The sequence below is a fragment of the Nonomuraea sp. NPDC050310 genome (assembly GCF_040655795.1).
Lineage (GTDB): Bacteria > Actinomycetota > Actinomycetes > Streptosporangiales > Streptosporangiaceae > Nonomuraea.
This window is the reverse complement of record NZ_JBFAKP010000017.1, coordinates 146,052-163,240: the sequence shown is the minus strand read 5'-3', so window position 1 is coordinate 163,240 and position 17,189 is coordinate 146,052. Positions and strand designations below refer to the sequence as shown.

Here is a 17,189-nt window from a genome sequence, read left to right as displayed (position 1 = left end):
TCCTTTTAACAAGGGGATTGACCGTGCGACGCACCGGGATGGCCGCGGCTCTGATCGCCGCCCTGCTGGCCGGCGGCTGCTCGACCGCCGACTCCGCCCTGCCGACCGAGCAGGTGAACGCGGTGGACGTCATGTTCGTGCAGATGATGCTCCCGCACAACCAGCAGGGCATGCGCCTGGCCGGCATCGCCGGCGACCGGGCAGCCGCGGCCGAGGTGCGCTCGCTGGCCGCGGCCATCGAGACCACCGAAGCACTGGAGATCAGGGACATGACCCGCTGGCTGCACGAGTGGGACCAGCCCCTGGCCGCCCCCAGCTCCGCGCACGCCGCCCACGGCGGCCTGCCGGAGACCAGCGAGAAGGAGATCGCCCGGCTGGCCAAGGCGACCAGCGGGTTCGACCGCGACTTCCTGACGCTGATGATCGCCCACCAGGACGACGCGGTGCGGATGGCGAAGCTCGCGGCGCTGAACGGCTCCAGCCCGCGCGTGCTGAACCTGGCCCGGCAGGTCGACCGGGCCAGGTCCGCGCAGGTCACCTACATGCGGAGCCTGCTGGGCAAGTAGCCGTCACAGCCGCTGCCAGAGCGACGGCGCGTTGGGCGGCTCCCAGCCGGTGAGCGAGGTGTGCCCCTGGAGGCAGCGGTAGGAGGCGCCGCCGTAGGTCACGGTGGAGCCGGTGGCGTAGGTGATGCCGGGCGCCCACGAGCCGCCGGGCGGCAGCGTCGGGGTCGCGGTCGGGGACGGGGTGGGCGAGGAGGTCGCCGTCGGCGTGGGGGACGGGGTGCTTCCGCCGCCGCCGATGTTGACGTCCATGCAGCTGTAGAAGGCCATGCCGGTGTCGGCGATGTTCCAGATGGCGAGGATCTTCTGGCGGCCGCTGAAGCCGCCCAGGTTCACCGTGTGCGAGATGGTCGAGGGCGGCTGCTGGCCGTTGCCCGCCACGAATCCCACCCGGGTGTTGCCGATGTAGTACTCGTAGTCACGCGTGGCGTGCCGGGCGGTGAAGCGCCAGGTGAAGGTCACCGAGGAGCCGACGCCGGTGACCGGCCAGGCCTTGCTCTCGTCGCTGAGCGGCGCCCAGCGGGAGTCGCCGGCGTGGCAGTTGCGCTGGCCCTTCGGGCCTTCCACGCTCTGCGGCTCGTAGACGACCGGGCCGCAGTTGGCCACGCGACCGGCCGCGCAGTGCGCCTGCCGGCTGGGCGGCGCGGTCACGTAGCCGTGCGCGAAGGCGGGTTCGGCGATCACCGCCGTGCCCGCCGCCACGAGGAAGGCGGTTGACAGGATGGTTAGGAGTCTTCTCATGAAACGCTCCTGTGAAATGGGGGGATAACCCAAATGTAAAAGAAAGTTTCCTGTCTTTTAAGGGGTATGGCTGACTTTGGGTCCCCCCGCTTGTCAGATTTCCGCCCTACAGGAGGTGGAGGGGGAGCTTGACCACGGTGACGAAGAAGTGGTCGATCTGCCGCACGACCCGGATGAACTGCTCGAAGTCCACCGGCTTGGTCACGTAGGCGTTGGCGTGGAGCTGGTAGCTGCGCACGATGTCCTCCTCCGCCTCGGAGGTGGTCAGCACCACCACCGGGATGCTCCGGAGGTTGAGGTCCGCCTTCACCTCCGCCAGCACCTCCAGCCCGCCCTTGCGCGGCAGGTTGAGGTCCAGCAGGATCAGGTCCGGCCGCACCGCGCCCGCGTAGTCGCCGCGCCGGTGCAGGAACTCCATGGCCTCCTCGCCGTCGGAGACCACGTGCAGGTGGTTGCGGACCTTGTTGAGCTCGAAGGCCTCCTGGGTCAGCAGCACGTCACCCGGGTCGTCCTCGACCAGCAGGACCTCGATCGGCTGGAAGTCAGGCACGGCTCGTCCCCCGCAACGTCCAGCGCATGGTCGTCCCCTCCTGGACCGAGGTGTCCACCCAGATGGTGCCGCCGTGATTCTCCACGATCTTCCGGCAGACGGCGAGCCCGATGCCGGTTCCGTGATAGGCGTCGCGCGGATGCAGGCGCTGGAAGAGCAGGAAGATGCGCTCGGCGTACTTCTCCTCGACGCCGATGCCGTTGTCGGCGCAGGAGAACTCCCACAGCCCGTCGCCAGCCGGCCGCGCCGACACGTGCACCACCGGCGGCTCGGCCGAGCGGAACTTCACCGCGTTGCCGATCAGGTTCTGGAAGAGCTGGGTCAGGCTGGTGTGGTTGCCCAGCACCTCCGGCAGCTCGTCGTGGGTGACCGTCGCGCCCGACTCCTCGATCTGCGCCTCCAGGTTGCGCACCGCGGCGCGCAGCGGCAGCTCCGCGCTGATCGGCGCCTTCTCCCCGCCCATGCGGTCCACCCGGGAGAAGTCGAGCAGGTCGTTGATCAGCGACTGCATGCGCTTGGCCCCGTCCACGGCGAAGTGCATGTACTGCCGGGCCCGGTCGTCGAGCTGGTCGCCGTAGCGCTGGTCCAGGATCTGGGTGAAGCTGGCCACCTTGCGCAGCGGCTCCTGCAGGTCGTGGCTGGCGACGTAGGCGAACTGCTCCAGGTCGCCGTTGGAGCGGCGCAGCTCGGCGGCCTGCTCCTCGGCCAGCCGCCACTGCCGCAGGATCTCGCGCCGCATGCCGTCGATGTGGCCGGACAGCGCCACCAGCTCCGGCGGGCGCGCGACGTCGATGCGGCCCTCGAAGTCGCCCTTGGTGACCGCGTCGACCTGCTCGGCCAGGGTGGTGATCGGCTTGAGCACGACCCGGCGGACGACCAGGCCGAGCAGGATCAGCAGGGCCACGGTGACCACCAGCAGCACGCCCAGGGCCACCGCCTGGTCGAACGCCCGGGCCTCGATGACCGTCCTGGCCTGCTCGTGCCGGCGCTCCAGGACCGTGCGCTCGGCGCCCACGGCCTGCCGTACCGCGGCGTAGAGCGCGGTGTTGACCTTGGCGAGCTCGGTGCTGAGCGGCCTGCCGGCGGCGATGAGATCGCCGTAGCCGCGCCGCCAGGCGTCGGTGGCGGCCGCGATGCCGTCCAGCATCGGGGCGTCCTCGGGCACGAGGCGGCGCAGCTCGCCCAGGATGGCCGCCTCGTCGCGCCGGGCCTGCCGGTAGACCTCCAGGTGGTGCGGCTCCTTGGTGAGCCCGTAGGAGCGCACGGAGGCGTCCTGGCCGGCCTGGACGAGCGCCAGGTCGAGCGTCTTGAGCGCCGCCGGGTCGATCACGTCGATGATGCGGGTCCGGACGTCGCTGAGGTGCATCGTGGCGTTGACCATCAGCGCCGACCCGGCGAGGATCACCAGCGCGCCCACGATGGCGGCGTAGCGGAACCAGCGGTCGAGCGACCAGCCGGCCATGGGCTCAGCCCCTTCTCGTCACCAGGAGCGCGGCGACATCGTCGTTGATCTCCGAGACGCCCTCGATGATGCGGTCGAGGTCGATCGTGCCGTGTTCCTTGATCACCTGCACCAGGCCCTCGGTGCCGAGCAGGTCGGAGCCGTCGCCCACGGTCGCCTCGATCAGGCCGTCCGTGTAGACGAGCACCGACCAGGCGCGGCCGAGCTCCACGTCGACCGGCTTCCACTCCGCGTCGGGGAAGATCCCCAGCGGCGGTCCGGACGGCGAGGCCGCGGCGGAGCTGACCGTGCCGTCCCGCATGATCAGGGGCGGCGGGTGGCCGACGATGTACATCCGGGCGTGGTCGAGGCCGGGGGAGATGGTCGTGGAGCAGAGCGTGGTGAAGATCTCGGGGGACTTGCGCTCCTGCCGCAGCAGCGAGTCCATGATCTGCAACATCTCGGTGCCGGTCTTGCCGGCCATCACCAGCGTGCGCCAGGCGATGCGCAGCGCCACCCCGAGCGCCGCCTCGTCCGGGCCGTGCCCGCAGACGTCGCCGACCACCAGGTGCACCGAGCCGTCGGCGGTCTCGACCGTGTCGTAGAAGTCGCCGGCCAGCAGCGTGCGCTGGCGGCCCGGCCGGTAGCGGCTGGTGCGTTCGAGCTGGGTGGTGCGCAGGATCGGGGTGGGCAGCAGGCCGCGTTCGAGGCGGGCGTTCTCCTTGGCGGTCAGCTCGGCCTGCACCAGGTTGAGCTGGGCCAGGTCGGCGCGCTTGCGCTCCATCGCGTAGCGGACCGCGCGGGCCAGCAGCCGGGCGTCGACGTCCTGCTTGACCAGGTAGTCCTGGGCGCCCGACTGGACCGCCGCCACCCCCACGTGCACGTCGCGCAGCCCGGTCAGCACCAGCACCGCGGCGTGCGGCGCGATGGCCAGCACCTGCCGCAGCGCCTCCAGCCCGTGCGCGTCGGGCAGCGAGAGGTCCACCAGCACGCAGTGCACGCTGGTGGTCAGCCGCGGAGCCGCCTCGGCCAGCGAGCGCGCCCAGATGAGCTTGGGCGGCACCTCCGCCTGCTTCAGCAGCTCCTCCACGAGCACCGCGTCGCCGGCGTCGTCCTCGATGAGGAGCAGGGTCAGCGGTACGTCGAGGGTCTGCGTCACGGGGTCATTCTGCGATGAGCTCGAGCCCCTGGGGAAGGGTGTGCTCGTGCGCGGACTCGGCGAGGAAGAACAGGAAGGTGTCGCGGAAGGCCAAGGCCGCCCGGGTGGGCTCGACGTCCTTGCGGTGCGCGAGCGCGATCGTGCGGCTCAGTCCCGGCGGCGCCAGCGGGGTCCCGGCCAGGCCCGGCCGGCCGTCCAGCACCATCGACGGCACCACCGCCCAGCCCAGCCCCGACTCCACGAAGCGCAGCACCGCGTCCATCTCGCCGCCCTCGACCGCGTACCGCGGCTCGAAGCCGGCCTGCCGGCACGCGCTGAGCGTGGCCTCCCGCAGGTCGTAGCCGCGCCGGAACATCACCAGCGGCTGGGTCCGCAGATCCTCTATCCGCAGGTACGGCTTGCGCGGCGCGTTGTGCGAGGGGGTGGCCACGACCAGGCTCTCGCGCAGGATCTCCTCGGTGACCAGGGCCGGGTCGTCGCTCTGCAGCGGCAGGATGATCAGCGCCAGGTCGAGCTGGCCGCGGGCGAGCGTGCGGACCAGGTCGCGCGAGCCGCCCTCCTCGACCAGCAGCTCGACGCCCGGGTAGGTGGCGTGGAAGCGCGCAAGGGCGTCGCCGAGCAGGCCCGCGCAGACGCTGGGGGTGGCGCCGAGCCGTACCCGGCCGCGCTTGAGTCCGGCCAGCTCGGCCACCTCGCGCCGGGCGGTGTCGGCGTCGGCGAGCATCCGCCTGGCCAGGGGGAGCAGCGCCTCACCGGCCTGGGTCAGCGTGACGTTGCCGCGGGCACGCGAGAAGAGCGGCGCGCCGAGGTCCTCCTCCAGGGCCTTGATCTGCTTGCTCAGCGAGGGCTGGGCCACCCGCATCCGCTCGGCCGCCTGGGTGAAGTGCCGGGTCTCGGCGACCGCGACGAAGTAGGCGAGCTGCTGGAACTGCATGTGAGATTCGTCGCATTCGTCGGGTCGTGGGCGCTATAAGGGCGGGATAAATCAAGGATCATAGCCTAAGGCTATCGAAACCAGATCGGTGATGACTTGGACGGATCGTCGCAGGGTACCTAGCCTCTCAAGACGTGACAGCCACGATAGAGCGCGGTGCCGCCACGGCGCCGGTAGCCCCCGTTCCGCCAGCGCAGCCCGCCGCGCCCAAGCCGCGCAGGAAGTCGAAGGGCTTCCTCGGCTCGTCCAACGGCAAGAAGGTCACCATGGCCGCCACTGGCGCGATCATGGTCGGCTTCCTGGTCCTCCACATGCTGGGGAACCTCAAGATCTTCCTGGGCAAGGACTCCTTCAACGAGTACGCCCACGCGCTCCGCACGCTGCTGGAGCCGATCCTGCCCTACCGCACCGTGCTGACCATCCTGGAGGTCATCCTGGCCGCCAGCGTCGTGCTGCACATGTGGGCCGCGATCTCGCTGTCCCGCCGCGCGCGCCAGGCCCGGCCGGTCAAGTACGCGGTGAAGAAGTCGCAGGCCGGCGGCTACGCCACGCACATCATGCGCTGGGGCGGGCTGACCATCGCGCTCTTCCTCGTCTGGCACCTGCTCGACCTCACCTTCGGCGTGGTCAACCCCAAGGGCTTCGACTCCGCCCCGGCCGACCGCATGATCGCCGGGTTCGACCCCTCCCGCTGGTGGGTCACCGTCATCTACGTCGTCGCCGTCGTCATGGTCGGCCTGCACCTGCGCCACGGCGTGTGGAGCGCCTTCCAGACCCTGGGCTGGGCGGCCGGCCGGTACAAGGCCCTGCGCGGCGTCGCCGGGCTCCTGTCGGCCGTGCTCATCGTGGGCTTCCTCGCCCCGCCCATCGCCATCATGATCGGATTCAAGGGATGAACTACACCGAGGGCTCTGAGATCCGCGACACCAAGGCGCCCGCCGGCCCGATCGAGGAGCGGTGGGACAAGCGGAAGTTCTCCGCCAAGCTGGTCAACCCGGCCAACAAGCGCAAGCTCAACGTGATCGTGGTCGGCACCGGCCTGGCCGGCGGCTCGGCCGCCGCCACCCTCGGCGAGCTCGGCTACAACGTCAAGTCCTTCTGCTACCAGGACTCGCCCCGCCGCGCGCACTCGATCGCGGCCCAGGGCGGCATCAACGCGGCCAAGAACTACCGCGGCGACGGCGACTCGATCTACCGGCTCTTCTACGACACGGTCAAGGGCGGCGACTTCCGCGCCCGCGAGTCCAACGTCTACCGGCTCGCCCAGGTCTCGGTGAACATCATCGACCAGGCGGTCGCGCAGGGCGTGCCGTTCGCCCGCGAGTACGGCGGCCTGCTCGACACCCGCTCCTTCGGCGGCGCGCAGGTCTCCCGCACCTTCTACGCCCGCGGCCAGACGGGCCAGCAGCTCCTGCTCGGCGCCTACCAGGCGCTGGAGCGGCAGGTCGCGGCCGGCACCGTGGAGATGTTCACCCGGCACGAGATGCTGGAGCTCATCGTCGACGACGGCAAGGCGCGCGGCATCATCGTCCGCGACATGGTCACCGGCGAGATCGAGCGGCACGTCGCCGACGCGGTCGTCCTGGCCACCGGCGGCTACGGCAACGTCTTCTTCCTGTCGACCAACGCCAAGGGCTGCAACACCACGGCCATCTGGCGGGCGCACGAGAAGGGCGCCTACTTCGCCAACCCCTGCTACACGCAGATCCACCCGACCTGCATCCCGGTCTCCGGCGAGTACCAGTCGAAGCTGACCCTGATGTCGGAGTCGCTGCGCAACGACGGCCGCGTGTGGGTGCCGCTGCGCAAGGGCGACGACCGGGCCCCCGGCGACATCCCCGAGGACGAGCGCGACTACTACCTGGAGCGGATCTACCCCTCCTTCGGCAACCTGGTCCCGCGTGACATCGCCTCCCGCGCCGCCAAGAACGTCTGCGACGAGGGCCGCGGCGTCGGCCCCGGCGGGCTCGGCGTCTACCTCGACTTCGCCGACGCCATCGGCCGCCTCGGCCGCGACGCGGTCGAGAAGAAGTACGGCAACCTCTTCGAGATGTACGAGCGCATCACCGGCGAGGACCCCTACTCCCAGCCGATGCGCATCTACCCCGCCGTGCACTACACGATGGGCGGCCTGTGGGTGGACTACGACCTGCAGTCCACCATCCCCGGCCTCTTCGTGATCGGCGAGGCCAACTTCTCCGACCACGGCGCCAACCGCCTCGGCGCCTCCGCGCTGATGCAGGGCCTGGCCGACGGCTACTTCGTGCTGCCGACCACGCTGGGCGACTACCTGGCCGCCGGGCCCTTCGGCGAGGTGGACGAGCAGGCCGTCGCCGAGGCCGAGATCAAGGTCCGGCAGAAGATCGACCGGCTGCTGGCCGTCAACGGCACCCGCACGCCCGACTCCTTCCACCGCGAGCTCGGCCGCATCATGTGGGACTACTGCGGCATGGAGCGCACCGAGGAGTCGCTGCGCAAGGCGCTCGACCTCATCCCCGCCCTGCGCGAGGAGTTCTGGCGCAACGTCAAGGTCAGCGGCACCAACGAGGAGCTCAACCAGGTGCTGGAGAAGGCCGGCCGCGTCGCCGACTTCTTCGACCTGGCCGAGCTCATGTGCCTCGACGCCCTGCACCGCACCGAGTCCTGCGGCGGCCACTTCCGCGCCGAGTCGCAGGACGCCGACGGCGAGGCCCTGCGTGACGACGAGCACTTCGCCTACGTCGCCGCCTGGGAGAAGGGCGAGGACGGGTTCGTGCTGCACAAGGAACCGCTCGAGTACGAGTACGTCAAGATGACCCAGCGGAGCTACAAGTGAACCTCGTTCTGAACGTGTGGCGGCAGAGTGGCCCCACCGACGCCGGCCGCATGGTCAAGTACCAGGTCCAGGACGTCTCCCCGGACATGTCCTTCCTGGAGATGCTCGACGTGCTCAACGAGCGGCTGATCCTGGAGGGCGACGACCCGATCGCCTTCGACCACGACTGCCGCGAGGGCATCTGCGGCATGTGCGGCATGGTCATCGACGGCGTGCCGCACGGCGAGCAGCGGGCCACCACGACCTGCCAGCTCCACATGCGGCACTTCGAGGACGGCGCGACCATCACCATCGAGCCCTGGCGGGCCGCGCCCTTCCCGGTGGTGAAGGACCTCGTGGTCGACCGGTCGGCCTTCGACCGCATCATCCAGGCCGGCGGCTTCGTCTCCGTCCCGGCCGGGTCCGCGCCCGACGCCCACTCGGTGCCGGTCCGCAAGGACGACGCCGACGCGGCCTTCGACGCGGCCACCTGCATCGGGTGCGGCGCCTGCGTCGCGGCCTGCCCGAACGGCTCGGCCTCGCTGTTCACCGCCGCGAAGATCACCCACCTGTCGCTGCTGCCGCAGGGCCAGCCCGAGCGCGTCTCCCGCGCCAAGGCGATGGTGGACCAGATGGACCTGGAGGGCTTCGGCGGCTGCACCAACACCGGCGAGTGCACGGCGGTCTGCCCCAAGGGCATCCCGCTGGACACCATCGCGCGGATGAACGCCGACTACCTCAAGGCCAACGCCAAGTAGTCGTTCAGGACGGGTGGGGTACGGCCGGCCGTACCCCACCCCTCGCAGGTCAGGTGGTCAGGCCGAGCTGGCGCATCATGGCGTCGCGGTCGTAGAAGAGGTTCTCCTCCACGATCCGCCCGTCCGCCCAGCGCGCCACCGTGCAGAAGTCGACCTCGAAGGACTTGCCGGTCGGCGGCAGGACGGTCCCGTCGGGCAGGCGCATGGGCTCGGTCATCGTTCCGCTGAAGCGGGCGATCGAGCACGTCCAGTCGCCCTCGGCGAGCAACACCCGGTAGGGCCGGTTGCTCACCTGGTTGTCGGGGAAGGTGGCGAAGACGCGCCGCGCGTCGGCCTCGTGGTGCTCGACGCCGTGGCTGGGCGGCTGCCCCGGCAGCCGGACCACGACGTCGTCGGCGTGGTAGCGGGCGAAGGTGGCCCAGTCCTGGGCGTTCCACGCGTCGTCGACGAGCTGCATCAGTTCGGAGGGAGTGGACATCGGTTCTCCTTTCGGCGACGGCCACGCTACTATCCTTCGGTAAGTAGTTACCAAGAGGAAAGCGGCTCATGGCTGCCCCCGAGTTCGACCCCTGCCCGATCGGCCCGGCGGCCGACCTGATCTTCGGCCGGTGGACCGCGCAGGTGGTGTGGGTGCTCAACCACCACGGCCGCCTGCGCTTCACCGAGCTGCAGCGGATGGTGCCCGCGATCACCCCCAAGGTGCTCACCGGCCGGCTGCGGCAGCTCGAACGCGACGGCCTGGTCGAGCGCACCTACCACGCCGAGATGCCGCCCAGGGTGGAGTACGCCACGACGCCCCTGGCCCGGAGCCTCACGCCGGTCTTCGACGCGCTGGCCACCTGGTCCGACGCCCACCTCGACCAGATCGCGACGGCCCGCGAGCGGTACGACGCCGCGGACGGACCGCGCTAGCGGGGTCGCAGCCCGCGCATGGCGAGCTCGGCGACGTCGTCCAGGAAGGCCTCGTCGGTCGGGCGGCCCGAGACCAGCAGCCGGTAGTAGAGCTGCGCGTAGACCAGCTCGATGGCGCGGTAGGGGTCGATGTCCGCGGCGACCTCGCCGTCCTCCTGCGCCCGGCGGATCCGGGCCGCGACCAGGTTGGAGGCCGGCTCGATCAGCCGTTTGCGCAGTTCGGCGCCGAGCTCGGGGTCGTGCTGGGCCTCGCCGACCAGCCAGGACAGCACGGGCAGCGTGTCGCCGACCGTGTGGATCCAGGCGTCTTTGATCATCTGCTTGAGCTTGGTCTCGAAGTCGACGCCCCGGGGCTCGCTGAGGCGCTTGTAGAGCTGCCCCTCCAGCCGCCGGGCCCAGGCGTCCAGGACGACCGCGCCCTTGGACGGCCACCAGCGGTAGATCGTGCGCTTGCCGACGCCCGCGCGGGCGGCGATGCCCTCGATGCTGACCTTGGCCAGCCCGCCCTCGGCCGCCATGGCGAGGGCGGCGTCGAGGATCGCGGCGGTCGTCTGCGGGTTGCGCCGGGCGGGGTCGGGTGCGTGCGCCGGGGTCATGCCACCTCACTTCCAGTCGGTCCGAGGGTATCGGCTCGGGGAGACGATCCGGTTCGTGTTGACAGCGAGGTACGGCTCTGCCCTACAGTTCGGGGATACGGACCGGATCGTGTCGCGATACGAACCGGTCCGTATCCTATGCGCGGAAAGAGGAATCATGAAGAACGAGTTGTACGGCTACAGCCCGATCATCGACCGGCCGGCGATCACCTGGCCGGGCGGGGCGCGCGTGGCGTTCTACGTCGGGCTCAACGTCGAGCACTTCGTCCTGGGCAAGCCGTCCACCAGCATCAACCAGGGCACCGCCGGGCTGGTGCCCGACCCGCTCAACCACGGCTGGCGCGACTACGGGCCCCGCGTGGCGATCTGGCGGATGATCGACATCTTCGACCGGCACGGAGTACGGCCCAGCGTCCTGCTCAACTCGGACGTCGCCGCGGAGTACCCGCAGATCATCGAGGCCGGCCGGGCCCGCGACTGGGCCTGGCTCGCGCACGGCAAGAACAACTCGACCGTGCAGGCCGAGGTCGAGGCGGAGGAGCGGGCCTACCTGACCGAGGTCGTCGAGACCATCGAGAAGGCCACTGGTCGCCGGCCGCGCGGCTGGATGGGGCCGGCGCTGAGCGAGACCTTCCAGACGCCCGCGCTGCTGGCCGAGCTCGGTCTCGACTACGTGATGGACTGGACCAGCGACGACCAGCCGTACTGGACGAACGTGCCCGGGCTGATGAGCGTGCCGTACACGCTGGAGCTGAACGACCTGGGGCTGTTCACCGCGCACTCGATCAGCGGCCCGGACTTCGTGCGGATCGTGCGGGACCAGCTCGACCAGTTGCACGCCGACGCCGAGCACAGCGGTCGGGTCATGTCGCTGGCCCTGCACCCGTTCGTCACCGGGCAGGCCTTCCGCGCCAAGTACCTCGACCAGGCGCTGGAATACGTGGTCAACCACCCGGGGGTGTGGACCACCACCAGCGACGAGATCGCCGCCCACTACGCCGCCACGATGGGGGCGTAGCGGGCGGGCGACGACTCAGGCGGTCCAGTCGGGGCGGCGGCCCAGGAAGCGCAGGAGCTTGGCCGCGTCGTCGTCGCCGGGCTGCTCCTCCAGGGCCGTGGCGTAGGCGCCGTAGGCGCGCAGGGGCTCCACGATGGCCAGGGCGGGCTGGAGGCCACGCGCCAGCTCGGGGGTGAGGGGCGAGGGCTGGCCGGTGGCGACGGCGATGTCCCAGGCGTGCACCGCCGCGTCCAGGGCGCAGGCCGCGGCGCCGACCTCGGCGGGCAGCTTGTTCGGCGGGACGGGGACCGGCACCTCGGCGGCGTCCGGCGCGACGGTGGCCCACGCGGCGGCGGAAGCGCGCATGGAGTTCTCGGCGAGGTCGGCGGGGGAGCCGTCGATCCGGCCGGAGGGGGCGAACGGGTTCTCCTCCGGGCCGGGACCGCCGGTGATGAAGGCGGCGAAGCCGAGCTGGTCGCCGGCGGCGTGCTGGAGGACCTGGGTGACCGTCCACTGGTCGCAGGGGGTCGGCCGGTCCCAGGCGTCGGCGGGGACGCCCTGAACGGCGGTGCGCAGGGCCTCGTGGGCGGCGGTGAGGACGGTCCAGGGGGTGTTGTTCTCGCTCATGTCTTCACTCTATCAGAACGGAACCATCTATTCCACTATTTGGCTTCACCGGTCTTCAGGGGAGGACGAGCTCGGTCACCTTCACGGCCATCGGGCCCGCCGGGTCGTAGACCACCCGGACCGCCAGGCGGCCCTTCCGGAGCACCTCGTACAGCCCGCCGGGGCCGCACTCGGTCTTGCCGAAGCCCTTCCTGGTGTAACTGTCGTGCGGGTAGCCCGCCGCGCGCTTGCCGCACTTCTTGTTGACCTGGTAGAAGCGCAGGCCCTCGGTGTAGTCGATCCTGATCGCCTTGCCGGTCTTCTTGCCCAGCGACCAGCCCGGCAGGCCGCTCTCGCCGAGCTCGCCGAGCGTGGCCTTGGTGGGGGTGACGATCATCGCGGAGTCGCCGGACATCTTGGCCCAGCCGTACACGGTCTTCAGCGAGCCAGGGGCGGCCTGGGCCGGGACGGCGGTGAGCGCCAGCGTGGCCGCGGTGGACAGGCCGAGGAGGAGGGGAGTGTGTCGCATGAACGATCAGACTCCCGCACCGCCCGAAAGGTTCAGCAGGTCTTCGGTGCAAGCCTGCTCGAACCGGGCGCCGATCCGCTCCCACGCCCGCGCCGAGCGGGCCAGCTCGTCCCGGTCGCCGTGCAGGCGGCCACGCGCGCGGGACAGGCAGGCGGCGGCCCAGTCGCTGCCCAGCGCGGCCGGCGCGGCCTGGGCCAGCCGGTCGGCGGCGTCGGGCAGGCCCGCGGCGACGGCCAGCTCGGCGGCCGTGGCCTGCGCGTAGCGCTCGAAGCGACCCGGCCTGAACTCGGCGAAACCGCGCTCGACCAAGGCCGCGGCCTGCCCGAAGTCGCCGGTGTGCAGGGCCACGCGGGCGTCGGCGAAGGCGGCGAACGGCACCAGGTCGGCCGTGCTGTCCAGACCGGCCGCACGAACCCGCCACGAGCGGGCCTGGGCCTCCTCGCCGCGCAGGCCGTAGGCCATCGCGACCGCGTACACCGACACCGCCAGCCACCGGCCCGGACGGCTGCCCGCCCACTCGCGGCGCTCCCACATGGCCGCCGCGTGACCGAGCGCCTCGTCGAACTCGCCCATCAGGACCAGCGGGGGGATCAGCTTGTTCAGGGCGATGGCCAGGTGGCTGCCGGCCAGGTCGTCGCCGAGGTTGCGGCGGGCGACCGCCAGCGCGGTGGGCAGGTCGCCGGCGGCCAGCGCGTAAGAGGAGGCGGAGTGGAAGGCGTCGACGATCTCGATGCCGGACTCCGGGTCGTCCCGGTCCATGTCGTCGATCAGCGCCAGCCGTTCGGCGGCCGTGCGGTAGGCCTCGCGGAGCTCGCCCTTCCTGGCGTGGGCCATGGTCAGGGCGTCGAGGGCGGCGCTCAGCAGGACCGGGTCGCCGGTGGCCTGAGCGGTGGCGACCGCGTGCTCGGCCGGCTCGTGCCCGGCGGCCTCGCCGCCCGCCGTCCAGGCTCGGGCTCCGGCGAGGTGGGCGGTCGCGGTGGCGCCCGCCGTCAGCTCGCTCGCCTCGGCCTCCAGGAGGGGCAGGCGCTCGTACGGCACGCCGGACTCGAAACCGAAGCCCGGGTGCCGGCGGGCGACCACGACGGCGCGGGACAGCAAGATCGCCCGGTCCGTGCCCTCGGCCTGGTCGGCGGCGGACAGGAGCAGGTCGAAGGCGTCGCCGGCGGCGGCGGTGGCCAGGGCTACCGAGGCGGCCGACCGGAGGTCCTTCGCGGCCTCGGCGGGGGTGGGGGCCAGCTCGGCGGCCTGGGTGAACCGCTCGCGGGCCTCGCGCAGGAACCGCCGGGCATAGGCCAGCTTTCCCAGGGCCCGAGCCAGCCGATGCCGCCGCCCGGCCTCCTGGGTGGGGGTCTCGGGGGAGTCGGGGGGTTGGGGAGTGGGTGGGTGGGTGAGGGCGGTGCGGAGGTCGTCGGCGATGAGGTCGAACTCCTCCCGCCAGCCGGTGGGCCACCCGGCGAGCCGTTCGGCCGCACCGGCCGCCCACCCCAGGTGAGCCGCCCGTACGGCAGGCAGGTCGTCCCCCAGGGCGGCCCAGGCGAAGGCCCGGACCGTCTCCAGCATCCGCCACCGGCTCTCGCTCCGCACGACCAGGCTCTTGCCGGTCAGCCGGGCGAGGCCGTCCACGGCGGCCAGGCGGTCGCCGGTGAGCGCGGTGGCGGCGTCGAGGTCGAAGGTGCCGGCGAAGACCGACAACCGCCGGAACAACGCGCGCTCCTCCTCGTCCAGGAGGTCGTAGCTCCAGCCCAGGACGGCGGCCAGGGAGCGGTGCCGTTCGTCGCCCCCGCGTCCGCCGGACAGCAGCCTGAGGGAGTCGTCCAGGGCGGCCAGCAGCCCCTCGGGACCGAGGGCGGCACTGCGGGCGGCGGCGAGCTCGATGGCCAGGGGGACGCCGTCGAGCCGCGCACAGATCTCCGCCACCACGGCCGGGTCGGCGTCGAACCCGGGGTCGGCGTCCCTGGCCCGGTCGAGGAACAACAGCACCGCATCAGAGGCGGCCTCGGCCGCACGGGAGGAAGGGGAGGCGGCGGAGGACGAGGCGGCGGGCGACGAAGCGGGGGAGAGGGGGAGGGGAGCGATCGGGACGATGCGTTCTCCCGGGATCCCCAGGTGTTCCCGGCTGGTGGCGAGGACGCGGGTGCCCGGGCAGAGGGCCAGCAGCCGGTCCACCAGCGGCGCCACCGCGTCGAGCACGTGCTCGCAGTTGTCCAGCACGAGCAGCGCCTGCCCGCTCCCCAGCCGCTCGGCGAGCGCGTCCTCCAAAGGCTGCTGCGTGCGCTCGATGACCCCGAGGGCGGAGGCCAGCGCCTGGGCCACCGACCCGGCCCGCACCGGCACCAGGTCCACGAAGGCCCCGCCGCCGGTGAAGCCGGAGGCGGTGACGATGGCCAGCCGCGTCTTGCCGACGCCGCCGGGTCCGAGCAGGGTGACCAGCCGCGATCCGGTGAAGGCGGCGGCGATGGCGGCCCGCTCGGCGCTCCGGCCGACGAAGGTGCTGCGCGCGGCGGGCAGGCCGGTGACGGTGTCGCCGGCGGGCGAGGTCTGGCCGGCGAGCGCCGCGAGGGCCTTGCGGTCGGCCGCGCCGTACTTGCGCAGCAGCGAGGAGACGTGGCTCTCCACGGTGCGGACGGAGATGTGCAGCTTCCTGGCGATCTCCGCGTTGGTCAGCCGCGCGCCGAGAGCGGCCAGGACTTCAGCTTCGCGCTCGGACACTTCGCTCATGAAGGGCCACTTTAGTCACGAAACACCGGTGAGGTTCCGGCCGGTTGCGGGTCTGTTTCCGTAGTGGATCCGTGGTCGCCACGGATGTCCGCGGAGCCCTGACCGAGGAGAGTTGGACCCATGACGACGAACCTGATCGCTTCCGAGACCGGCACCATCCTCCCTGGTCAGCAGGGCTACGACGAGGCGCGCAAGGCGCTCAACCCGGCCGTCGACGCACACCCGGCGCTGATCGTGCTCGCTTCGGGCGTGGCGGACGTGCGTGGTGCGGTACTGACCGCCCGCGAGCTCGGCGTGCCGCTGGCCGTGCAGGGCAGCGGGCACGGCACGCACGTGGCCGCCGACGGCGCGGTGCTGCTCCGGACCAACGCGATGGACGAGGTCGAGATCGACCCGGTGCGCCGGGTGGCCAGGGTGGGCGCGGGCGCGAAGTGGGGTCAGGTCATCGACGCCGCCGCGCCGTACGGGCTGGCTCCGCCCGCGGGCTCCTCGCGCGACGTCGGCGTCGCCGGGTTCACCCTCGGCGGCGGCGTGGGCTGGCTGTCGCGCCGGTACGGCTTCGCCGCCGACCACCTGCTGCGCGCCCAGGTCGTCACCGCCGACGGCCGCCTGGTGAGCACGGACGACCACCCCGACCTGCTGTGGGCGCTGCGGGGCGGCGGCGGCAGCTTCGGCCTGGTGGTCAGCATGGAGATCGCGCTGCTGCCGGTCCCGCTGGTCTATGCCGGGATCGTGCCCTTCACCCAGGGCCTGGAGGCCTACCGCGAGCTGGCCGAGGCGGCGCCGGACAGCCTGAGCACCGCGCTGATCGTCACCCCCGAGGGCACCAAGCTGAAGGTCATGAGCGTGGGCGCCGACCCCGGCATCGAGGGCGTGCGGCCGATGGCGTTCGGCGAGGCGGTCATGGGCGGCACGCCGGCCCGGGTGCTGGAGTACTTCACCGGCCTGCCGGACGCGGTCCTGGAGACGGCGGCCGAGGCCGGGCAGCACGCCACCGTCGAGATCCGGCACTGGGGCGGCGCGATGGCCGAGCACACCGGCCCGGTCGCGGCGGCCGGCGCGAGCTTCTCGGTGATCGTCAGCGAGGCGCTGCCGGGTGTCGCCGAGGCGCTGCGCCCGCACGCCACCGGCGGGTCGTTCCTGAACTTCCTGGCCGACACCACCCGTACCGCCCAGGCGTTCACCGGCTACGCCGAGCTGGCCCGCATCCGGCGCGAGTGGGACCCGGCCGAGCTGTTCAGCGTGGGTCACTCCATCCGGTGACCGCCTCGATCCGCTCCAGCCAGGTCTTCTCGCCCGGCCCGCCCGGCTCCCACCGGGTGCAGAAGTCGAGCAGTTCCTGGCACCGCGCCACCATCGCCGCCTGCCGGGCGGGCCAGTCGGGGATCGGCCCGCCGTACGCGGCGAAGAACTCCGGCAGCGCCCAGGCGTGCTCAGGATGGTGCGTGCGAATGATCCACTCGCACCAGACGAGGTCCTCGACCGGGTCGCCGGCGTGCGCCCACTCCCAGTCGACCAGGGCCGCCGGCTCGAAGGTCTCGGGGTCGAGCAGCAGGTTGTTGGGGCCGAAGTCGCCGTGGACCAGCACCCGGCCGGAACGCACCGGCATCGACTGGATGAGCCGCAGCAGCTTCCCGCAGGCGCGCAGGACCTCTACGGCGTGGCCGTCGTCGAGCAGGTCCTGGCCGTGCTCGCCGGTGACGAACCGGGTGGTGAGGCTGGTCTCGCTGACCTTGACCACGCTGGGCACCGGAAGCCGGCCCCGGTAGCGTCTGAGCATCACCCGCTCGGTGTCGAGCCTGGTCAGCGCGTCGGGGCCGGCGAAACACTTGACGACGAACATGCCGTCACCGAATGTGCTGTTGGTGTAGCCGTGCCGCAGGTGCCCCAT

Annotated in this window: 18 protein-coding genes; 7 read left to right on the top strand and 11 right to left on the bottom strand. The window is 71.8% G+C overall.

From position 1 onward, the window contains the following. Window positions 1–23: 23 nt before the first annotated feature. Window positions 24–566, top strand: a complete 543-nt coding sequence (locus AB0I67_RS31430) for a DUF305 domain-containing protein (RefSeq protein WP_357930792.1) — start codon at window positions 24–26, stop codon at window positions 564–566. A 3-nt stretch (window positions 567–569) separates the two neighbouring features. Here the strand turns inward: AB0I67_RS31430 and AB0I67_RS31425 are convergent, their stop codons facing one another. The 5 genes from AB0I67_RS31425 to AB0I67_RS31405 all read right to left on the bottom strand — a co-directional run bounded on the left by AB0I67_RS31425 (window position 570) and on the right by AB0I67_RS31405 (window position 5,388). Then, window positions 570–1,304 (bottom strand): lytic polysaccharide monooxygenase, encoded by a 735-nt coding sequence (locus AB0I67_RS31425; RefSeq protein WP_357930789.1) that lies wholly within the window; start codon window positions 1,302–1,304, stop codon window positions 570–572. A gap of 106 nt (window positions 1,305–1,410) precedes the next feature. Beyond that, window positions 1,411–1,854: a response regulator gene (locus tag AB0I67_RS31420; RefSeq protein ID WP_357930786.1), complete on the bottom strand. Its 444-nt coding sequence runs from the start codon at window positions 1,852–1,854 to the stop codon at window positions 1,411–1,413. Further along, the gene (locus AB0I67_RS31415) at window positions 1,847–3,316 is read right to left on the bottom strand and encodes an ATP-binding protein (RefSeq protein WP_357930784.1); all 1,470 of its coding nucleotides are present in this window, start codon (window positions 3,314–3,316) and stop codon (window positions 1,847–1,849) included. The genes AB0I67_RS31420 and AB0I67_RS31415 overlap by 8 nt, the downstream gene beginning before the upstream one ends. 4 nt (window positions 3,317–3,320) lie before the next feature. Next, window positions 3,321–4,454 (bottom strand): fused response regulator/phosphatase, encoded by a 1,134-nt coding sequence (locus tag AB0I67_RS31410; RefSeq protein WP_357930782.1) that lies wholly within the window; start codon window positions 4,452–4,454, stop codon window positions 3,321–3,323. A gap of 4 nt (window positions 4,455–4,458) precedes the next feature. Further along, entirely contained in the window at window positions 4,459–5,388 is a 930-nt protein-coding gene (locus AB0I67_RS31405) for a LysR substrate-binding domain-containing protein (protein ID WP_357930779.1), read from the bottom strand. A gap of 134 nt (window positions 5,389–5,522) precedes the next feature. Between AB0I67_RS31405 and AB0I67_RS31400 the strand changes: the two genes are divergently transcribed. From AB0I67_RS31400 to AB0I67_RS31390, 3 genes are read left to right on the top strand one after another with little or no spacing between them, the layout of a single operon-like run. Further along, window positions 5,523–6,284 carry a succinate dehydrogenase cytochrome b subunit gene (locus tag AB0I67_RS31400; protein ID WP_357930777.1) on the top strand — a complete coding sequence of 254 codons (762 nt, stop codon included), beginning with the start codon at window positions 5,523–5,525 and terminating at the stop codon, window positions 6,282–6,284. Beyond that, window positions 6,281–8,203 (top strand): fumarate reductase/succinate dehydrogenase flavoprotein subunit, encoded by a 1,923-nt coding sequence (locus AB0I67_RS31395; RefSeq protein ID WP_357930774.1) that lies wholly within the window; start codon window positions 6,281–6,283, stop codon window positions 8,201–8,203. Before AB0I67_RS31400 ends, AB0I67_RS31395 begins: the two co-directional genes overlap by 4 nt. After that, window positions 8,200–8,940 carry a succinate dehydrogenase/fumarate reductase iron-sulfur subunit gene (locus AB0I67_RS31390; RefSeq protein ID WP_357930771.1) on the top strand — a complete coding sequence of 247 codons (741 nt, stop codon included), beginning with the start codon at window positions 8,200–8,202 and terminating at the stop codon, window positions 8,938–8,940. The genes AB0I67_RS31395 and AB0I67_RS31390 overlap by 4 nt, the downstream gene beginning before the upstream one ends. A 49-nt stretch (window positions 8,941–8,989) precedes the next feature. On the opposite strand, the gene AB0I67_RS31385 is transcribed toward AB0I67_RS31390, so the two are convergent. After that, a complete protein-coding gene (locus AB0I67_RS31385) occupies window positions 8,990–9,418 on the bottom strand; it encodes an ester cyclase (protein WP_357930769.1) in 429 nt (142 codons plus the stop codon). Window positions 9,419–9,486: 68 nt separating this feature from the next. Here AB0I67_RS31385 and AB0I67_RS31380 point away from each other — a divergent pair, with 68 nt between their 5' ends. Then, window positions 9,487–9,852: a helix-turn-helix domain-containing protein gene (locus AB0I67_RS31380; protein WP_357930767.1), complete on the top strand. Its 366-nt coding sequence runs from the start codon at window positions 9,487–9,489 to the stop codon at window positions 9,850–9,852. On the opposite strand, the gene AB0I67_RS31375 is transcribed toward AB0I67_RS31380, so the two are convergent. Next, window positions 9,849–10,448: a TetR/AcrR family transcriptional regulator gene (locus tag AB0I67_RS31375; protein ID WP_357930765.1), complete on the bottom strand. Its 600-nt coding sequence runs from the start codon at window positions 10,446–10,448 to the stop codon at window positions 9,849–9,851. The genes AB0I67_RS31380 and AB0I67_RS31375 overlap by 4 nt on opposite strands. Before the next feature lie 157 nt (window positions 10,449–10,605). Here AB0I67_RS31375 and AB0I67_RS31370 point away from each other — a divergent pair, with 157 nt between their 5' ends. After that, window positions 10,606–11,466, top strand: coding sequence for a polysaccharide deacetylase family protein (locus tag AB0I67_RS31370; RefSeq protein ID WP_357930762.1), 861 nt, complete (start codon window positions 10,606–10,608; stop codon window positions 11,464–11,466). Window positions 11,467–11,481: 15 nt separating this feature from the next. On the opposite strand, the gene AB0I67_RS31365 is transcribed toward AB0I67_RS31370, so the two are convergent. From AB0I67_RS31365 to AB0I67_RS31355, 3 genes are read right to left on the bottom strand one after another with little or no spacing between them, the layout of a single operon-like run. Then, window positions 11,482–12,072, bottom strand: coding sequence for a TIGR03086 family metal-binding protein (locus AB0I67_RS31365; RefSeq protein ID WP_357930759.1), 591 nt, complete (start codon window positions 12,070–12,072; stop codon window positions 11,482–11,484). Between the two features lie 55 nt (window positions 12,073–12,127). Beyond that, window positions 12,128–12,580 carry a hypothetical protein gene (locus AB0I67_RS31360; RefSeq protein ID WP_357930756.1) on the bottom strand — a complete coding sequence of 151 codons (453 nt, stop codon included), beginning with the start codon at window positions 12,578–12,580 and terminating at the stop codon, window positions 12,128–12,130. Between the two features lie 6 nt (window positions 12,581–12,586). Further along, a complete protein-coding gene (locus AB0I67_RS31355) occupies window positions 12,587–15,298 on the bottom strand; it encodes a LuxR C-terminal-related transcriptional regulator (protein WP_357930753.1) in 2,712 nt (903 codons plus the stop codon). Between the two features lie 120 nt (window positions 15,299–15,418). On the opposite strand from AB0I67_RS31355, the gene AB0I67_RS31350 reads away from it, so the two are divergent. After that, window positions 15,419–16,561: an FAD-binding oxidoreductase gene (locus AB0I67_RS31350; RefSeq protein ID WP_357930750.1), complete on the top strand. Its 1,143-nt coding sequence runs from the start codon at window positions 15,419–15,421 to the stop codon at window positions 16,559–16,561. Here the strand turns inward: AB0I67_RS31350 and AB0I67_RS31345 are convergent. Next, window positions 16,536–17,189, bottom strand: a complete 654-nt coding sequence (locus tag AB0I67_RS31345) for a phosphotransferase (protein ID WP_357930747.1) — start codon at window positions 17,187–17,189, stop codon at window positions 16,536–16,538. The genes AB0I67_RS31350 and AB0I67_RS31345 overlap by 26 nt on opposite strands.